General features: G+C 57.1%; 10 protein-coding genes. 1 reads left to right on the forward strand and 9 read right to left on the reverse strand.

Features of this window, described 5'->3' with window-relative positions; translation table 11 throughout:
- Positions 1 to 37 precede the first annotated feature (37 nt).
- The 9 genes from Pla52nx_RS04150 to guaB form a co-directional block, all read right to left on the reverse strand.
- The gene (locus Pla52nx_RS04150; RefSeq protein ID WP_146518412.1) at positions 38 to 514 is read right to left on the reverse strand and encodes a hypothetical protein; all 477 of its coding nucleotides are present in this window, start codon (positions 512 to 514) and stop codon (positions 38 to 40) included.
- Positions 515 to 520: 6 nt separating this feature from the next.
- Positions 521 to 1,642, reverse strand: a complete 1,122-nt coding sequence (locus tag Pla52nx_RS04155) for an ISAs1 family transposase (RefSeq protein WP_342190214.1) — start codon at positions 1,640 to 1,642, stop codon at positions 521 to 523.
- 68 nt (positions 1,643 to 1,710) lie between these two features.
- A complete protein-coding gene (locus tag Pla52nx_RS04160; protein WP_197455185.1) occupies positions 1,711 to 2,721 on the reverse strand; it encodes an RHS repeat-associated core domain-containing protein in 1,011 nt (336 codons plus the stop codon).
- Positions 2,722 to 2,797: 76 nt separating this feature from the next.
- Positions 2,798 to 3,490 carry a transposase gene (locus Pla52nx_RS04165; protein WP_342190332.1) on the reverse strand — a complete coding sequence of 231 codons (693 nt, stop codon included), beginning with the start codon at positions 3,488 to 3,490 and terminating at the stop codon, positions 2,798 to 2,800.
- 520 nt (positions 3,491 to 4,010) lie between these two features.
- Entirely contained in the window at positions 4,011 to 6,806 is a 2,796-nt protein-coding gene (locus tag Pla52nx_RS04170; protein WP_146520086.1) for a thioredoxin family protein, read from the reverse strand.
- A gap of 74 nt (positions 6,807 to 6,880) precedes the next feature.
- A complete protein-coding gene (locus Pla52nx_RS04175; RefSeq protein WP_146520085.1) occupies positions 6,881 to 7,963 on the reverse strand; it encodes a phosphotransferase in 1,083 nt (360 codons plus the stop codon).
- Positions 7,960 to 8,505 carry a tRNA (adenosine(37)-N6)-threonylcarbamoyltransferase complex ATPase subunit type 1 TsaE gene (tsaE, locus tag Pla52nx_RS04180; RefSeq protein ID WP_146520084.1) on the reverse strand — a complete coding sequence of 182 codons (546 nt, stop codon included), beginning with the start codon at positions 8,503 to 8,505 and terminating at the stop codon, positions 7,960 to 7,962. The genes Pla52nx_RS04175 and tsaE overlap by 4 nt, the downstream gene beginning before the upstream one ends.
- A gap of 22 nt (positions 8,506 to 8,527) precedes the next feature.
- Positions 8,528 to 10,333 (reverse strand): hypothetical protein, encoded by a 1,806-nt coding sequence (locus Pla52nx_RS04185; protein WP_197454584.1) that lies wholly within the window; start codon positions 10,331 to 10,333, stop codon positions 8,528 to 8,530.
- Between the two features lie 58 nt (positions 10,334 to 10,391).
- Positions 10,392 to 11,876, reverse strand: coding sequence for an IMP dehydrogenase (gene guaB, locus Pla52nx_RS04190; RefSeq protein ID WP_146520083.1), 1,485 nt, complete (start codon positions 11,874 to 11,876; stop codon positions 10,392 to 10,394).
- Positions 11,877 to 12,310: 434 nt separating this feature from the next.
- Between guaB and Pla52nx_RS04195 the strand changes: the two genes are divergently transcribed.
- A complete protein-coding gene (locus tag Pla52nx_RS04195; protein ID WP_146520082.1) occupies positions 12,311 to 13,888 on the forward strand; it encodes an ABC transporter permease in 1,578 nt (525 codons plus the stop codon).
- The last annotated feature ends 97 nt before the right edge of the window (positions 13,889 to 13,985 follow it).

A 13,985-nucleotide genomic window follows, 5' to 3' on the forward strand; every position in this document is an offset into this window, starting at 1 on the left:
ATGTTCTTGGATAAAAAGGACGGAATACGAAAGCTGGTCAAATCTGATTTAGTCCGTCGAATAACACGTCACTCGTATGGCGAATGAACGTATTTCCCTCTCCGGGTAGGTAGTAAGACGTACCATTGCTGTCAGGCATGACGTAACCGACGATCGATCCTGAATCCTGGAATGTCGACAGGAATTCATCTTGGACTCTAAATGCATTGACTCGCTGGTCGATACCGGCAAGCGTTGCGTTGTATGGTGCCAGTGTCAATCGGTTTACACCTGCCGCGTTGTAGGTCGTCGCTTTGGTATTGTGCACAGCAGCAGCTGCGACTGCGAGCCCACCACCCAATGAGTGCCCGACAAATCGAACGTTGTTCGCACCAAATTGATTCACGATTTTTTCACCGTCGGCAATCGCGTGCTTATAGTCCGTCCCTCCGCCAAATACTCCCTGGAAAATGTCCGTGATTAAATCTGGGAAATCATTCGTTCCAGCGTAGGCAGCGACCCAGGGCGATTGCACGGCGATTTACCGACTGAAAACGACCTTTTCCATGTAGTCATCGTCCCACCCGGCGGTGAGCCGCCTGTTCTTGACTCCACACTTCGCAGTTTTCTCTTGCTTGAGCAAGCTTAAGGCCGTCCGTCTAAGCGTGCTGAAGTTCTCGTCACCATGACCTTTGCGAATGCGACATTGGTCTTCGCCAAACGTCACGTCCAACTGCCAATGACAGCTGTTCTCGATGCCCCAGTGGTTACGCACAGCACAGGCAAACGATTCTCCTTCAAGTGTTTTGCTGAGTATGTAATAACGCACTGCGATCTCGTCGCCCTTTCGACGTTCCGTGTTGTTGATCGACATACCGATGGCACTGAGATTTTTCCAACGACTGGCGTCTGGAAGATCGCTGGGAACCTTGCACAAGTAGTAGCTACGCTCATCCACACGTCCGTGATCGGTCTCCTTCGTGTGATGTTCAAACACCTCGATTCGGGCAAAGTCATCCTCAAGATGATCCAAGAAGAAGGCCTTGATTCCCTCGTGAAGTGTCGGTTGGTTCCCTTTCACTGCCAAGCAATAGTCCGCACCTTCGTCAACGATCTTTGCAGCGATCTCTGTTTGGCAGCCCATTGCATCAATCGTTACCAAACCTCCGGAAACGTCGATGATTTCCAGCAATTTAGGAATCGCTGTGATCTCGTTGCTCTTCGCATCGACCACCGTTTGTCCAAGGCTGATGTGGTTAGCCGTCGCCCATGCACTGACCATGTGGATGGCAGCTTTGCCGGTCGCAGTGTCGTAGCTTCTGCGAAGAGTCTTGCCGTCGATCGCAATGACTTGGCCATCGGTGATCTTGTGAAGCTGAGTGATCCATTCGAGCAGCATCGGTTCAAACTCTTCAGGTTTGACCGCATTGAGGATGGCGTTGAAACGATCGTGCGATGGAACTCCTGCGGTCATATCCAGGAACTTGGAGAACCATTCTTTCTTTGTGTTGGCAAACTTAGCGATCGCAACGAAATCATCCGCACCAGCGATCACCGCACAGATCGTCATAAAGAGAATATTGACAAGCGGATAAATCGGCTCGCCCGGTCGTGGATCGGAAACGGTATTAAGTTTTTCAATCAGTGAAGCAGAGCGTTCCATCAAGCCAATCCTGAGCGAGTCGATTCGCCCAGCCACTGCATCTCAGCGACCCAAACACGAATCTTCGCTCATCTTCGCAAATTACCCAGTGTGGCGCAATCGCCCTGGGCAGCGACCACTTCTCCCGTTGCATTGTTCTCATAGACTCGCAGTTTGTAATTTGGTGCATCTTCATGAGTAATTTCCTCTCGAAAAAACCAGTTGTTCAACGGAACATTTCCTCGGAAATCTCGCGGATCATCTTGGTAAGTCACGTAGGCAAATTCCATGTATAGCCTACCTTCGTCTGCTATACCTTGAGGTACGGCCCTTATCACTTGCTTTGCAACTGTTTCCGGGAGAGATGCGTAGAGGTCGATCAGAATTTGGCCGAAGACTTGAAAGGCCAAGAAGGGGTTCAGCACTGCAACGACTCCGATCGCAGCACCAATTCCAGCGGCGACAGCTATCGTGTTTGGATTCCCACCTGCCGAAACTGCGAACGCAGCGCCGGCGATTGCACCTGCGATAGCGCCAACAGCTAGACGCCCGCCTATGCTGAACTTTCCGGTAGGATCTAAGTTGCCAATCGGATCCCCATGCACGTAGGCGTATTTGTGCAAACTCTGCGGATCCTGCATATTGCCCGTGTAGGGGTCTAGTCGATTGAATCTGCCGTTGGTCGGGTTGTAGAACCTTGCTCTTAAATACTGCTGTGATGCTTTGGCGTCGAAGTGTTCTCCGCTGTAGCCGAGCGATGAGAGCCGATTGGTGACGGCGATCGATTGAGCGACTGCATTGTGCAGCGCGATCATTTCGCCATAGGCGGCGAAGGTGAAGACTTGTGCAATGGTGGCTGCGGTATCGTAGAGGACGCGGACGCTGCCGTGGCCGTCGTGACCGAAGACGTGGAGTTGGTCATTAGTCACTTGTCCTTGGTCATTTGTGTCGACGACTCGCTGAGTGATTTCATCTTGACCGAACGTGTAGTCGATCGTTTTGACTACGTTGCCTTGGTCGTCGTACGTCGTCTCACGGATCGTTTGGGTGTAGCCGGTGTGGTTGTGGTGATCGGCTAAGAACGAGGTTTCAGACTTCACGCTCCAGGTTTCAGTGGTGGGGTCAGCGGAGAGCGACGTGCCGTCTTCAGTTAGCAGATTGTCATCATCTAAGGGGTCAGGCCTCTTTGTTGGGATTTTCCGGGAACCGGACCCGCTTTCGGCCCTTCGGTCGCATGGTCGATTCCAGATGAAGACGGCGGGCAATGCGTTCAACCCAACCCTCATCGCCCAGCGGCTTGCCACGTTGGGCCGACAGGCGGCACGCGGCCAATTCTTCGTCGCTGAGGCATTGATTGACTCGCTCGGTCCAACGGGGAAGCCGCGATTTCGGCCAGCGCGAAAGCAGGTTCGGATCCGGAGCGTGCAGCCAGTGCCATAGCGATCCCCAACGCCAGTCCTCCGCTCGCTCGACCAAACCCGCTCGCAACGCGTTGCGTTCGACGTACCGGCAAACCACGAAAAAATGCTCATCGTCTTGGATCGGAAAGCTCTTGTATCGTTGTTGATAAACATGTCCCGTGCCGCCGGTGTGGTAGTGCGAATGATACCGCATCGTGTGCGTTCCTCCGACCCACGCCATGAATCGACTCATCTCCCCATCGACCAACGGTCGCAGAACCAGATGGTAGTGGTTGGGCATCAACTGGAAGGAATACAACTCGATTTGGTGAATTTGCAACGCTTCATGCAGGATCCACTCGAAAGCAGCGTAGTCGGCATCTTTGTGAAAAATCGTCGCTCGCAAGTTGCCGCGATTCAGCGCGTGATACAAACCGCCCGCTTCATCGGCACGTGGTGGTCGGGGCATGGAAAGGTTCTCCGAAAAGGGACGTTTGACACAGCGTAACCTGCGAAGAACCAAAAACAAAGAGGCCTGACCCCTTTGATTTCCCCACCGCCCGCGAATCGCCAAAGGCGATTCGCGGGCGGTGGGGAAGTGAATGCGTTTGTGTTGAGGGTAGCTGCCAGTTGTTGCTCCGAACCGGGGCAAGCCCGGCGGAAGCAAAGAATCCATCTTGCGTCGACCGTGAATGCCGCCAGCTGCAACCTTTTACAGCCCGGCTTTCGGCAGCCAAGCGTCCCCAAAACTACCTCCGTCCCATTTTCTCGTCCGTCCCATTTTCTCGTCCCTTTCGACTCGGAGAGTCGAACAACAGTCGCTCGATTTTCCATATCGATAGCGTGCCCTTCGCAACGTCTTGCCCGTATTTCGTCATGCAGAGCATGACCTACAAATACTAGAGCCGTCGTCGATTTTTAACGTGGGGCAGATTTGCAACCTGCCGATGGAGAGAGGCAGGTTACAAACCTGCCCCACGTCACGGACACTACTTGCGCACTGCGACTTTATCGACGCTCGGGCCGGCAGCTTCCAATGCGTTCAGGACGCCTTTCTGGGTGACGATGTCACGCAGGATGATTGGCTTGTCGGGCGTGGCACCGGGATAGATCGCCAGCAGCGGAATCGACTTGCTGTTCAACTCGTCCAGCTTGTTCTTGATCGTCTTGTCACGATCTGTCCAATCGGCCAGCATCGGGATCGCATCGAGTTCTTTGATCCGCTGCAAAGTGGTCTCGGTGTCGATCGCGGTTCGTGAGTTGAAAATGCAATTGACGCACCATTTGGCGGTGAAGTCCAGCATCACCGTCTTGCCTTCGGCTTGCAGCTGCTCCAAGCGAGCGGGATTGAAGGGTTCCCACTGGATGTGTTCACCGGCGACATATTGAATGGCATTTCCGGTGGCACCTGCTACAACGATCGGCGGCTTGGTTGCCAGATAGGAGAACGAGAGAATCCCAATCAGGATGGCCGACGCAATCCCGCTTCCCCAGGCGAGCAAACGCTTGTTGATGGTTTCCCACGCGGGGACTTTGCCGATGATCCAGCAACCGAACCAGACGCCGATCAAGGCGACGAACACGGGGAGCTTTTCACCGTCACTGAACTGATTAAAAAAGTAAGCCACGGTGGCCAGGAACAGGAACGCCAGGAATTCTTTCAGCGTCACCATCCAGTCGCCCGGTTTGGGCAGGAAACGGATCAGGCTGGGGAAGATGCCCAGCACGACGTACGGCGACGCCATCCCCAGCCCGACGGTCATCATCACCAGCATGGTGGCCATCGGGGAGAGCGTGGTGGTGAATCCAAGGACGATCCCCAACAAGGGACCGCTACACGGGGTCGCCATCACGGTGGTGAATGCGCCCTTGAAAAACGCCCCCGTCAGACCTTCTCGGCTCTGCAGTTCCTGAGAAGTTTTGCCGGCAGCCATTCCAGGCGCGGGGATCTCCCATACACCGAGGTAACTCAGCGCTAGTGCAAAGATGCCCAGCGTCAGCCCCAGTCGGACCGGCCAGTAGGTGAATTGTTCGCCCCAGGAAAATGAGAGGAACACAGCCAGAACGGTCAACAACGCAAAGATCAGCAGAATACCGCCGACGTACGCCAAGTTGAGCAGCAGCACTCGCTTGCGATCCTCACCGGCTTGCGAAACAAAGCTCATGACTTTCAGCCCCACCACGGGCAACACGCATGGCATCAGGTTCAAGATCAAGCCGCCGACGAATGCAAAGGCCAACATGGCGGGCAGTCCGAAGCGGTTGACGAAGGCGTTGATGGAAGCCTGCAAGCCCATCGACTGAGTGCCGGCGTCGTTGCCGTCGTCAACGAGCGTGGTCCGCGGAGCGTCCGCGATGGCGACCTTCGGCTCTCTATCTTGGTTGTCCACGGAAGCCTGCGCGGTGGTGTCGGGCGTCGTCGAATCAGGAGAGGACGGACCCGACGGCATCGAGTCTGGTGTCTGATCGGTCGGCGTCGTGGCGTCTGTCGGCGGGACGGACTGATCCACCCATTTCGTCGCACCGGCCAGTTCCATCGCTGCGTCGGAATCGGCCGCCGTCAACTGCACGGCTTGGGGAGTCGCATCGGTGGCGTCGCCCACCGTGATCGTGGCCGCGAACTTCAACGCCTCGGGGACCATGCAGGAACCCTCGTTGCAGGCTTGGTAGGCGATCATCCCGGTGACGGGAAACTCACCTGTCGCGTGACCGGCGGGCACCTGAATCGGCAGGGTCCAGGTCACGGTGCCTTCGTGAATACTCACAGCGGGCAATCCGATATCCGGAACGCCCGGTGGCAACTTGGGCTTGTTGGTGATGACTTCTTGATCGGGCTCAGGCCGCATCACACGCAAGCCACTCTTTTCGGTGACGACGAAGTTCGTTGCGGATTTGGCATCATCGATCGCGGCGGCGTAAACGTGGAAAGTCTCATCAGGGGTGGCCATGAACCGCAGAAATCCGGTTTCACCGGCAGCAATAGACGCTGACGTCCATGCTTTCCACTCGACCTGATAGTCCTCATTACGGAACGCCGGCAGATCGGCGATCGCCGGGTCCGCATCCGCTGAGGGACCGCCACCGACTTGATCTTGCCACGCTCGCAGCAGATCGGCCGAGGAGTCGCCGCCTGGAGTCAGGCCGGCGCCGGGCAAGAAGCCCGAACTTGGCAACATGCCGGGCATCGAGCCGGTAGATTGCGGCTTGTCCGTCAAGGACGCCGAGACGGGCGCGGGTGTATCTGCGGCGGGAGGCTTACCGGCGAAGTTTGCCGAAAGTGTCACGTCGATCGGGACGCAGGTTCCGGTCTTGCACGCCAACGCCGCAACCGTGACCGCGATATCACTTTGGAAATCGGTCGGCAATTCGATCGGCGCCGTCCAAGCCACCGTGCCGCTATGCTCTTCGATCGTCACATCTTTGTAGATGTCCGACACGCTCTTGTCCGGTTCCGAATCCGCGACGAACTTTCCGGTCAGCTTCACCGTGTCCGGCCCACTGATGGACAACACCGTCGGCGATGGCCCCGCAGGATCTTGCGTGACGGAGTACACATGCCAAGGTTTGTTCAGCGTCGCCTCGACGACCAACTGTCCTTTGCCCTCGGCAGCGTAGTACTTGGCCGACCATGAGGCCGGCTCGCCGCCATTGTCGCCGAATCCTCCCAGGGTGACGCTGGGAAAGACGTTGCCGCTGAAATCGTCCTGGGCAATGGAGATCCCGGGCATCACCATTGCGAAGGCGACGGTGAGCAAGGAGACGAGGAGTCGTTTTGGTGTTGTCATGGCTTTCTATGTCAAGGAATCGACTTGCCGAATTCTACTTGTCGGGCAAAACGAGCGTCAATGTTCACGCATCGTCAGGCAAAGCCGTCGCGGGGACGGGTGGTGAGCTGATCCAGCAACTCGCCAATGCGTTTGGCGACCTGCTGTGGCACCGGAAACGTACGTGATTCTACCAGGAGCCAAACCACCCAGTTTGCCAGGCTGATAAAGATGCTGGATTTAGCCAACGCAAAAACCAGCTCCCGAAACTCGGGGGCAGCCATCTGGGCGACCTGGGCATCAGAGAATGACGTTTGATCCACATAGCCCGCCAGGGTCGCCCTCCAGATTTCGTCGCTTTGACACGGCCATTGGGGAAAGCTGGTGACCCAGCGGCTCAGATCCGACGCCGGTGTATCAACCCGAATGGCATCAAAATCCAAGATCGCCGTCGCCCGAACCCCCAAATGATCCGTCCCGAAATCAAATAAAACATGCTCACGATGCACATCCCGCAGCACATATTGCGTGGATACGGCAAGGTCTTGATAGCATTTCAGCTCGTTTCGGGTTTCGTCAGCCGCTCGCATCCCGTTCAGCCCCAGCCAGTGGGTCGCTTGTTCCAGCGGCGGAACCAACTCGCTGGGCACGCGACCGGGGAGCGACTGAGGAATCGTACGAGTCATGTCGCCACGCAAGAGCGTGTTCAGTTCTTCAAGACGCTTCAGTCGTGATCGGACGGCCAGACAGGGCTGCAAAGTTTGACCGATCGACGCGGCTGCGACATGAAAACGTCCGATCGCGTTGCCTCCCACACCGATCTCTCCGATCGTTGCATCGGGCTTCAAAGGTCGTCCGGGCATCCACTGGGCCAGCTCCCAAATCCTGTTTCGCGAGTCGGCCCAGAACGTCGCTCCGCTGCCGTCGATCGGAACGTAACGCGGAACAAGCTTGCATCCGTTGTCTCTCACCCGTGAGACCACACGATGGACTTCGGCAACCCGTCGGGCCAACGTCGTTACGGGCCACGCTCTCAAGGCGAATACTGGCTCTGCTTTTGAAAGACAACAATAGACAGACGCACCGCTCATCCCCGGAGTCGCACACTGTGTCTCGTCGACCGCATGGAACTCTCTCAATCGCGTGGCGATGAAAGCAGGGATGTTCGGATCGATCATTCGGCCGATTGATCCCGTTCATCCACGAGTCGTAGATACTGACGTTGCAACTTCTGAAACGTTTCGTCGAACCGCACAGACGCCGACGCAAAACGTAGAGACCTAAGATCGTCGGCGTTGCCACTTGCCGAGTCGGCATCAAAGTCGATGTGAATCCAGATGGTTTGACGGGGCATCATCGATTCGACGCGATCGGCCCATTCGATCAGCGTCCACGCTTGGGGATCGTCCATCAACTCTTCGACACCCAACTCCAAGAACTCGTCTTCGTCTGCGATGCGATAGACGTCCATGTGGTGCAGCGTGATCGGTCCCGAAGCGATGGACGCGTCGTAGCTATTGAGCAGCGTGAACGTCGGGCTCGTTACGTCGCCTGCATCCACGCCGGTCGCCGCGGCGATCTGTTGAACCAGTGTCGTCTTGCCGGCGCCGAGCGTACCCACCAAACCGAACGTGACTCCCGCAGGAATCGTGCGAGTCATCGCTTGGGCAAGTGATGAGATCGCGTTCAGATTCAAGCCACGTAGTTCCAGTGTTTGCATCGTTCCGTCGCCGGGATGGTGATCAGGGAATCAGCCAGAACGCGCCGGTCATGAACGCACCTTGAGCGATGGCTCCGCGGGCGCTGATCGGCACCGGTGGGATGATCCACGGAGCACAGTTGCCCGGTCGATAGTACCCCAGTGCGTACTGGCACTCGTTGGGTGCATGCACGCCCATCTTGTAAGGCAGCACGGCGATGTTGGCAAAGAAGTGCGCGGAGGAAACCACGGGCTGCAAAATCGGTCCGGCGGTGTGCCCGTAACGCTCCAAGTTGACTTCCTCAAAGTACTTCGGCTTGTGACAGATGTTGGACGCTTTCCAAGTCATCGTCATCGGGGTCCAAGTCCGCGGTGTATAGGCCACTTGTTGGACCAAGCATTCACGTGGCAGTCCCCAATTCTCGGTCAAGTAAGCCACGTCGCCTTCGCTGAGTTTATACAGCGGCAACGTTTCGCGAGCGCCGTACTCTGTCTCGATGATGGCTTCTTCGTATGCCAAGTCGATCAGACGTCCGGTGCCCAGTGGAGTTCCGTCGATCGCAAACCACTGTCGAGCGGTTTGGCTTTTGTCAAACAACTCGCGTTCTTCTGCGTACTTCTTGGGGTCAAAGATGTCCGGTCGGAATGGTGGGCTGATGTCCAAGGTCAGCTTGTCGATCGTCTCACTGGCTATTCGATCGCGAAACTCGTCACAAGACAACTCCTCGGGACGAATCCCACCGGGACGGCGAACATCTCCTGCCGCTCCGCCTTGACCGTTTTCAGCTTGCTGACGCAGCCGATCACGATCAGCTTGGTCGCGATCAGAAAATGGGTTTTGAAATGGAGGAAGGTCCGAAGGAGAATCTTGCCCGTTGGCCTTTCCTGCATCAATTGCCCGAGGATCGGTTGCATCCGCGGGCTCGGACTCCGCGGGCTCGGGCTCCGCGGGCTCGGGCTCCGCGGGCGGCAAGGTCTGAATGGAGTCGGGTGTCGGAGCGTCATCAACCGGTGGCGGTTCGCTTTGGAACAAGTCTCGCATGGTCGTCTCATCAGCCGCATTTGCCGCATTGTTTGGCTGAGCAGCATTGTTTGGCTCAGCCGCTGCTGGCGGCAACATGGTTTCGCCGGTGTCCACTGCCGCAGGCGGCGGTGGCAGCTCGAGCGTTTCGCCGCCAAACCCGGGCAGCTGCATCCCTGTGTCGCCACCACGATACGGATTGGCCGGTGCATCACCAGTCGGTGCTTTTGCGGACGGCGCATTGGCGGGTGGTTGCGGCAACGCATTGAACACGTCGTCGGTCGGATTCTGCGTCAGTTGCTTTGACGCATCGTCCATGAAGGGGTTGCTAAAGAACGCGTCGGCAGGCGACTGCGTGCCTTTTGACGCAGTGCCCGTCGTGTGATCGACGCGACGAATCGGAGCAGCGGAACCGTTGCCATCTTGTTGCCATCCGCTTTGGCGAATCGAAGGCTGAGCAACCCGTTGTTGCGCGACCTGTTGGGTTGTGGGACGAGTCGGTTGCTGCGTCGATGACGAGGCCGGTCGCACGTTGTTGTCGAATTTATTGTCGAATTTATTGTCGGCGAACTTGTTGTCGGCGAACACATCGTCGGTCGGGACATGAATCGGAGCCGGCGTCACCCGACTGCTTTTCCGCCAACGCAAGTTCCAGCCTTGCGGCGTGGTGTTGATTGGGGTCGAGGCCTGGGTCGCGGTGGGGGCAGGTTGCCCGAGCGTCGCGGTGGGTTGGCCTTGAGAGACACGCGAGCGTTGCTGGAAAGCATTCTGGCTCGCGTCTTGAGCAGCTACGTTGTGAGACAGGGTGGCTGCGAGCAGCACATTCACGCTGCACAGCATTCCCAGTGCGCGTCGCAACCAGCGGCGCGACGCGTCACGGGGGCGATCAGTTCGGGTCGCCCAACGATCCGTCGGGGCTGTAGTTCGGTGCTTCTTGTGTGATCGCGATGTCATGTGGATGGTTTTCCCTCACCGTCGCTGCTGAAACGCGGATGAATCTTGCATCACGCCTCAGCTCCTCAATCGTATTCGTTCCCACGTATCCCATTCCCGATCGCAGCCCACCCACCAACTGATACACGTAATCGTTGAGTGGTCCTTTGTACGGCACTCGGCCTTCGACGCCCTCGGGGACAAGCTTGCCCTCCATGACGCCTTTTTGCCGGTACCGGTCACTGCTGCCTTTCACCATCGCTCCCATCGATCCCATCCCGCGGTACGTCTTAAACGTACGACCTTGGTACAGGATCACTTTGCCGGGGCTCTCCGTCAGACCGGCAAACAGGCTGCCGATCATCACGGTGTCGGCCCCCGCAACGATTGCTTTGGTGATGTCACCGCTGAAGCGAATGCCGCCGTCAGCGATCACGGGTGTGTTCGTCTTTGCCGCAGCTCGGGCTGCGTTCAAGATCGCCGAGACCTGGGGCACGCCGACGCCACTGATCACGCGTGTCGTGCAAATCGATCCCGGGCCAATGCCCACTTTGATCGCATCCGCTCCGGCCGCTATCAGTGCCTCGGCTCCCTCCGCCGTCGCGATGTTGCCCGCGATGACGTCGATGTCCCAACTTCTCTGCGTCTTGATCTCCTTGACGGTCTCGATCACGTTGCGACTGTGACCGTGCGCCGAATCCACCACCAGCAAATCAACGCCCTGGCGGATCAAGCTTTCTGCACGTTCAAAATCACCCACTCCGATTGCCGCTCCGACCCGAAGGCGACCCAATGGATCTTTGCAAGCAAGCGGGAAACGCTTCATCATGTCGATGTCGCGAATCGTAATCAGTCCCGTCAGTTTCCTTTCTTCGTCAATTAGCAAAAGTTTCTCGACCCTTTTTCCCGTTAAAATCTTCTCAGCTTCCTCAAGCGTTACAGTCCCCACTGCAGTCACCAGATTCTCACGAGTCATGACTTCGGAGACTGGGAGGTCTGGGTCTTCTAGGAATCGCAGGTCGCGTCGAGTCAGGATCCCGGCGAGGGTTCGGTCGGCGTGAACGATCGGGATCCCCGAAACGTTGGCTTGGTCCATCAGCTCGGCAGCCCGGCTGACCTTTTCCTGGGGGGGCAGAGTGACCGGATTGACAATGATACCGTTGGCCGATCGCTTGACTTTCAACACCTCAACGGTCTGTTCTTTGACCGACAGGTTCTTGTGAATGATCCCCAAGCCGCCTTCTTTGGCCAGCCCGATCGCCATCTCGGCTTCGGTCACCGTGTCCATGGGCGAGGAGATCAAGGGGATTTGCAAGCGAATTCGCTTGGTCAACCTGCTGCTAACATCTACGTCGGACGGGACGACTTCGCTGTAGCGTGGTTCCAGCAAAACGTCATCGAAAGTGACACCATCGTAGGCGATTTTATCTTCAAACATGCCGGCTCGGACCAATGGGGGGGGCGAGTGTCAGGAAAAGCCCAGGAGTATGACGGACGAATCGACTTCTTTGAAGCCCGCCACGAGGCGACGCTTCAGAATGGGCAGGACTCGTGGCTTGGGCTGGAATCGACGACCTCAGCCTATTCTTTCGGGGCACCAATTGGCACTCCCTGTCCACATTGTGCCCGATTTCGGTTTACACGCGTGCCGCCGCTTTCCTACACTCCCGCAGACTGTCGGTTTTCCTGCCGTCGTGAGCGGCAAGGCGCTCTAGCGAGCTGTTGATTGAGTGTGTTAACGAGTTCTTGTGAGCCGATGGCGCTAGCCACGGGCCTCGAAGAAATGCGTAATCACCATTGGGCCCGCGGCCAGCGCCGTGCGGCTCACTTAGTCGACGACCAAAATTTCGAAACGATGCCAAAGGATTGGCCATGTACCGCTGGTTGCTCTGCTTCCGCTACCTCAAGACACGTTATATCGCGCTAGCGTCGATCATCAGTGTCACGCTCGGTGTGGCGACATTGATCGTCGTCAACGCTGTGATGTCCGGTTTCAGTGTCGAAATGCACGAACGCCTCCACGGCTTGGCGTCGGACATCATGATCGAATGCCACAGCAGCCAAGGCATGCCGGATCCAGACGCACACTTGGCAGAGATTCGCCGTGTCTGCGGAAATGACATCGAAGGCGCCTCGGTCAGCGTCAGCGTGCCGGCCATGTTGGGCTTGGAATACAACGGTCAACGCATCAATCGGCACGTCAACCTGATCGGGCTCGACCCGGTCACCTACGACACCGTCAGCGATTTTGGCAAGTATCTGCTGCATCCGGAGAACAAAGAGAACGTCTCTTTTGAGCTTCATGAAAACGGTTACGCTCCCGATCGTCCCGAGCTGGCGCAATCCGGCTGGGAACATCGTCGGCTTTGGACGAAACGCCAGAAGGAGAATCAGGCGGAAAACGAGCGGCTGCAGAAACTAATGACGCCCAGTGTGCCGATGGCACCGCCGGAAACACTTGATGGTGAGATGACCGCAGACATCACAGCGGGGCCGAGTTTCTCACCGGCGATGCCCGGCGGATTTCCGGGCATGGACATGGAGGCGGAGCAACAAATCTTTGATCCCGAAAAAGACCAACTGCCGGGAATCATTTTGGGAATCAGCACCTGCAGCACGCGGTACCGTGATGCCGACGGCAATGTCGTGGATCACTACTACAGTCGTCCCGGCGACGATGTCCGCATGATGTTTCCCAACGCTGCCCAGAACCCCAAGGTGATGGACCAGAAATTCACCGTGGTCGATTTGTACGAATCGGGCATGAGCGAATACGACAGCACGTTCGCGTTCGTGCCGCTGGATAAACTGCAAGAGTACCGTGGCATGATCGACCCAATGACGGGCGTCCGCAGCGTCACGACGATTCAACTGAAACTCAAACCCGAGTCGGACTTGAACGCCGTCCGCGACGCCTTGCGACTCCGCTTCCCCGCCGAACTGTACGCCTACAACATTCAAACCTGGCGAGACTTGCAGGGGCCACTGCTTTCTGCCGTTCGTTTGGAGACCACAATTTTGAACATCCTGTTGTTCTTGATCATCGCGGTCGCCGGTTTCGGCATCCTCGCGACGTTCTTCATGATCGTGGTCGAAAAGACTCGCGACATCGGCACACTCAAGGCGCTCGGCGCATCGGGCCGTGGCGTGATGAGCATCTTCCTCAGCTACGGACTTTTGTTGGGATGCGTTGGCAGCGGAGCGGGGCTGATCGGTGGCGTCGTTTTCGTCAAGTACATCAACAAAGTCGCATCGGTGATCGAAAAGATCACCGGCCAAGAGGTCTTTGATCCGACGGTCTACTACTTCACCGAAATCCCCACCATCATCGACCCCTTCACCCTGGTCTGGGTGATGTGCGGTGCCGTCGCGATCGCCGCAATGGCTAGCGTCTTGCCCGCTCTGAGAGCCGCCCGCATGCACCCCGTCCGCGCATTACGTTTCGAATAACCCAACTCGCCGAAAAAGGGGTCAGGACTCTTTTTCGGTGATGGCTGCAAAAGAGTCCTGACCCCTTTTTGGCTCAACTGACCCCGAACAACGGTAT

Origin of the sequence: Stieleria varia, from assembly GCF_038443385.1 — a bacterium.
GTDB lineage: Bacteria > Planctomycetota > Planctomycetia > Pirellulales > Pirellulaceae > Stieleria > Stieleria varia.